Annotated in this window: 4 protein-coding genes; 2 read left to right on the top strand and 2 right to left on the bottom strand. The window is 44.5% G+C overall.

The features are described 5' to 3' along the window. Nucleotides 1-161 precede the first annotated feature (161 nt). Nucleotides 162-1,229: a beta-N-acetylhexosaminidase gene (gene nagZ, locus NA59_RS10475; RefSeq protein ID WP_198401095.1), complete on the top strand. Its 1,068-nt coding sequence runs from the start codon at nucleotides 162-164 to the stop codon at nucleotides 1,227-1,229. A gap of 419 nt (nucleotides 1,230-1,648) precedes the next feature. Here nagZ and lspA read toward each other — a convergent pair whose 3' ends face one another. Further along, nucleotides 1,649-2,149, bottom strand: a complete 501-nt coding sequence (gene lspA, locus NA59_RS10470; RefSeq protein ID WP_044412107.1) for a signal peptidase II — start codon at nucleotides 2,147-2,149, stop codon at nucleotides 1,649-1,651. A gap of 328 nt (nucleotides 2,150-2,477) precedes the next feature. On the opposite strand from lspA, the gene NA59_RS10465 reads away from it, so the two are divergent. After that, entirely contained in the window at nucleotides 2,478-3,185 is a 708-nt protein-coding gene (locus NA59_RS10465; protein ID WP_198401094.1) for a response regulator transcription factor, read from the top strand. A 265-nt stretch (nucleotides 3,186-3,450) separates the two neighbouring features. Here NA59_RS10465 and NA59_RS10460 read toward each other — a convergent pair. Then, the coding region (locus tag NA59_RS10460) for a transposase (RefSeq protein WP_044412101.1) at nucleotides 3,451-3,716 on the bottom strand (266 nt) is incomplete at its 5' end.

The following is a 3,716-nucleotide window of genomic DNA, read 5'->3' as shown; positions in this document are numbered from 1 at the left end:
GTCATTGCGAGGAGCGCAGCGACGCGGCAATCTTTCAAGGGCGTGCACCGTCTGCAAGAGATTGCCACGGCCTTCGGCCTCGCAATGACGGGGTTTTTCTTAACTTTATGGCAGTGACTCCAAAGGGCGTAATGACTCGGTTGTAAATTAAAGGAAAATAGATGATTCAAACACAAGGAAAAGCCCTGTCTTTGGGGGCGGTGATGATTGGTTTGGCGGGTGAGAGTTTGCTGCCGCATGAGCGTGATTATTTGCTGCATCCACGGGTGGCTGGGGTCATTCTGTTTAGTCGAAACTATTCATCGCCTCAACAGTTGCAAACCCTGTGTGAACAGATTCATAACCTGCGTCATCCTAAATTACTGATTGCGGTGGATCATGAAGGCGGGCGAGTACAACGCTTTCGAGAAGGTTTTAGTCGATTGCCGGCGATGCGCCAATTAGGGCAGCTTTATCAAGATGATAATGCAAAGGGCTTGAAGCTGGCCAAAGAAATGGGCTGGCTGATGGCAACGGAACTTCTTGCTTGTGGCGTCGATTTTAGTTTTGCACCGGTAGTCGATTTGGATTATGGAGAAAGCCATGTGATCGGTGATCGCGCCTTTTCTGCCGACCCGATTGTTACAGGAAAACTCTCTTTGGCCTTAACCCAAGGCATGCGTGAAGCGGGGATGGCGAGTGTGGCCAAACATTTTCCAGGACATGGCTTTGTGCAGGCGGATACCCATCATACAGTAGCAATAGATTCACGCACTTTGCCAGAAATTGAACAGCGTGATTTACAACCTTTTTTGACCTTGATGGCACATGGATTAGACGCGGTGATGCCCGCGCATGTGCGTTATCCATCGGTTGATGACTTGCCTGTTGGGTTTTCTAAAATTTGGTTACAAAAAATTTTGCGTCAAACCTGTCACTTTGAGGGCGCGATTATTAGTGATGACCTAGGTATGCAAGCCGCGGCAGTGTATGGTGACACGGTTGAGCGGGTCAAAATGGCGATAGAGGCGGGCTGTGATCTGGTGTTGGTATGCAACGAGTTGACTGAAATTTCGCAGGTGCTAAATGCTGGGGTACATCGACCTTGTGTGGTTTCGCATGCCCGTCTTATTCGCCTGCATGGTCACCCAAAAATTCGTTATGACAAACTCCACTACAACCCACTCTGGCAAGCAGCGGTTAAACACCTAGCCCAGTTTAACGAACAAGCTGACTTGGGTTTGAGCTGACAGGGCAAACGTATTTTAAGTAAATAATAAATCAACAACTTACAACCAGGTCGCGCTCCCACGTTGAACATGGATGCGCCTTGGATGTGGGTTCGAGCGTTGTTTCATCGGTTAAATCAGTCTGCATTCCCACGCACAGCGTCACGGCCATTAAGTTAAGGAATGAGTGACAACACGGAGCTAACCAACTTGCGTCATTGCGAGGCCGAAGGCCGCGGCAATCTCTGGCAGACTGCGCACGCCCTTGAGAGATTGCCGCGTCGCTGCGCTCCTCGCAATGACCGTTTTTTTTCTTAACTTAATGGCAGTGACGCACAGCGTGGGAACGAGGTTAAGTTTTTAGGTTAATGGCCTTGATAGGTAGGGTGGATAAGCGCAGCGCATCCACCGATGCGCAAACCAGCATGGTGTTATTAGATTTAGTTTGGTTTCTCTTCTTTTGGACGTAAAAAGAATTCGTAGATAATTAACATCGCCGCGCCGACTGAAATCGCCATGTCAGCGATGTTGAAGGTGGCAAAGTGCCAGCTGGCATAATAAAAATCTAAAAAATCAGTGACCCGTCCAAACAAAATGCGATCAATCAGGTTACCCATCGCGCCGCCTAAAATTAAAACCAACCCTAGAACCTCAAAGGTTGGTTTTGCCTTGAGCTTAGACAGCCAGACAATTAAAAACACACTCACCGCTATCGCTAATCCAGCAAAAAACCAACGCTGCCAGCCACCCATGTCGGCCAAAAAACTAAACGCCGCGCCATAGTTATACACCAGCGTTAAATTAAAATGCGGCAACACCGCAACCGGGTCTGCAAAGTTTAAATAAGTCACCGCTAAAAACTTGGTGATTTGGTCTAAAAACACAACCAGGCCTACTAGCCAAAGATACCGCAAACCTGATTGTTTTATTGATAATGTCATATTCTTATCCAATGTTATTTTCCTGCAAACTATTTTGAGGGTGTATTTAAAACGATAATGGCAAAATTAACAATATTTTTACGTTAATTCCGGCGTAGGCCCACTGCCATTACGTTAAGAAAAACCCGATTTTTTTACCCTGGTTGTAACTTGTTGAATTATTATTTATTTAGATGTCTATGCCCTGAATCTTACTTTTAATCAAGAAAATTAAATTAACTGAGATCAAAAATGCTTTAAAATTATAAAAATTAAACACAAATCAATTTTGGCAGGCTGCTCAAACGACCGCTATGATAAAATCCTATGTAACAAACCCATGACTACCATGAATATCTTACTCGTTGAAGATCAACCGCTTATTCAACAATCCTTAATCCATATCCTTGAGTCCGAGCGCTATCAGGTCGATGCCTTTGAGTCGGCTGAGCAGGCTTTGGGGCATATCACCCCCGCAACCGATTGGCCCTTGGCTATTTTGGATATTAGTTTGCCCGGCATCGATGGTATTACGCTTGCACAACGATTGCGTGCTATCTATCCCGCCATTGGCATCATTATGCTCACGATGCATCAAGACCTAGATAAAAAACTGCAAAGCTATGAAGCCGGCGCAGATATTTTTTTAAGCAAACCGATTGCCGCTGAAGAACTGATTGCCACCATTGGCAGTTTAACCAAGCGACTGCGTCCGAGTACAGAAGCGGAGCCCGATATCACGCCTATTTTATTAGCCAATAGGCTGCGTTTTGATCCGGTTAAACAGAAAATTTGGCTGCGCGATGGCACGGTTGAAGCGCTTAGCTTAAAAGAAGCGAAGATACTCAATCAATTTCGTATGGCAAAAAACCAGCAGCTTGAATACTGGGAGTTACTTGAAACCAATCAGCTTGATTTTGACACCAAAGGGCGTAAACAGCTTGAGGTCATCATGTCGCGGCTACGTCAAAAACTAGTGCGGATTAGTGAAAGAATGGATTGTTTGATTGCCTTGCGTGGGGTTGGATATAAGTTAACGCTTGAGTTGTTTGATTAATCCATCAGTACGCCTGTAGGTTAAAGGGCATTTTTTTTGCATAATATTTTTTTATAGCTATTAGTTATAACTTATTAATTTAACTTAAACCTGCAAGTTTTTGCAAGGTATCTCTAATTATGTTTGTTACAATGTCGAAAAATTTAATCTACCTATAAAATTATTCAAGTCATTTCTAGGTAGAGTCCGCTCAAAAAATCAGCGAACAAGAAACCGAACAATTCGAACTCAGCGCTAATTTGTTTTTTTCATGCGCTAACTCTTTTTAGTGATGGCGTAATTCTGTGTTTTTGGATGCGATAGAAGCCATAAATAGCCTATAGGGCGAGAATAGCCCGCTATTTTGGTAAAAATAGCGCCAAAAAAAGGCCTTCAACAGCACCAATAGGTTCATCACCAAGAAGATTGAGTTTATCCAAGCCACGCTGGTGTTGGCGCGCTTGGTTGGAACGCGGTTTAAACCATAGTATTGCTTGGCTTGACCGAATTTGCCTTCAATCGGAATGCGTTGTCGATAATCGGCTTGACGCT

The sequence above is a fragment of the Thiomicrospira microaerophila genome, assembly GCF_000934765.1.
Classification (GTDB): domain Bacteria; phylum Pseudomonadota; class Gammaproteobacteria; order Thiomicrospirales; family Thiomicrospiraceae; genus Thiomicrospira; species Thiomicrospira microaerophila.
Note: the sequence above shows the minus strand (reverse complement) of the source record. Positions and strands in the feature narration are given on the sequence as shown.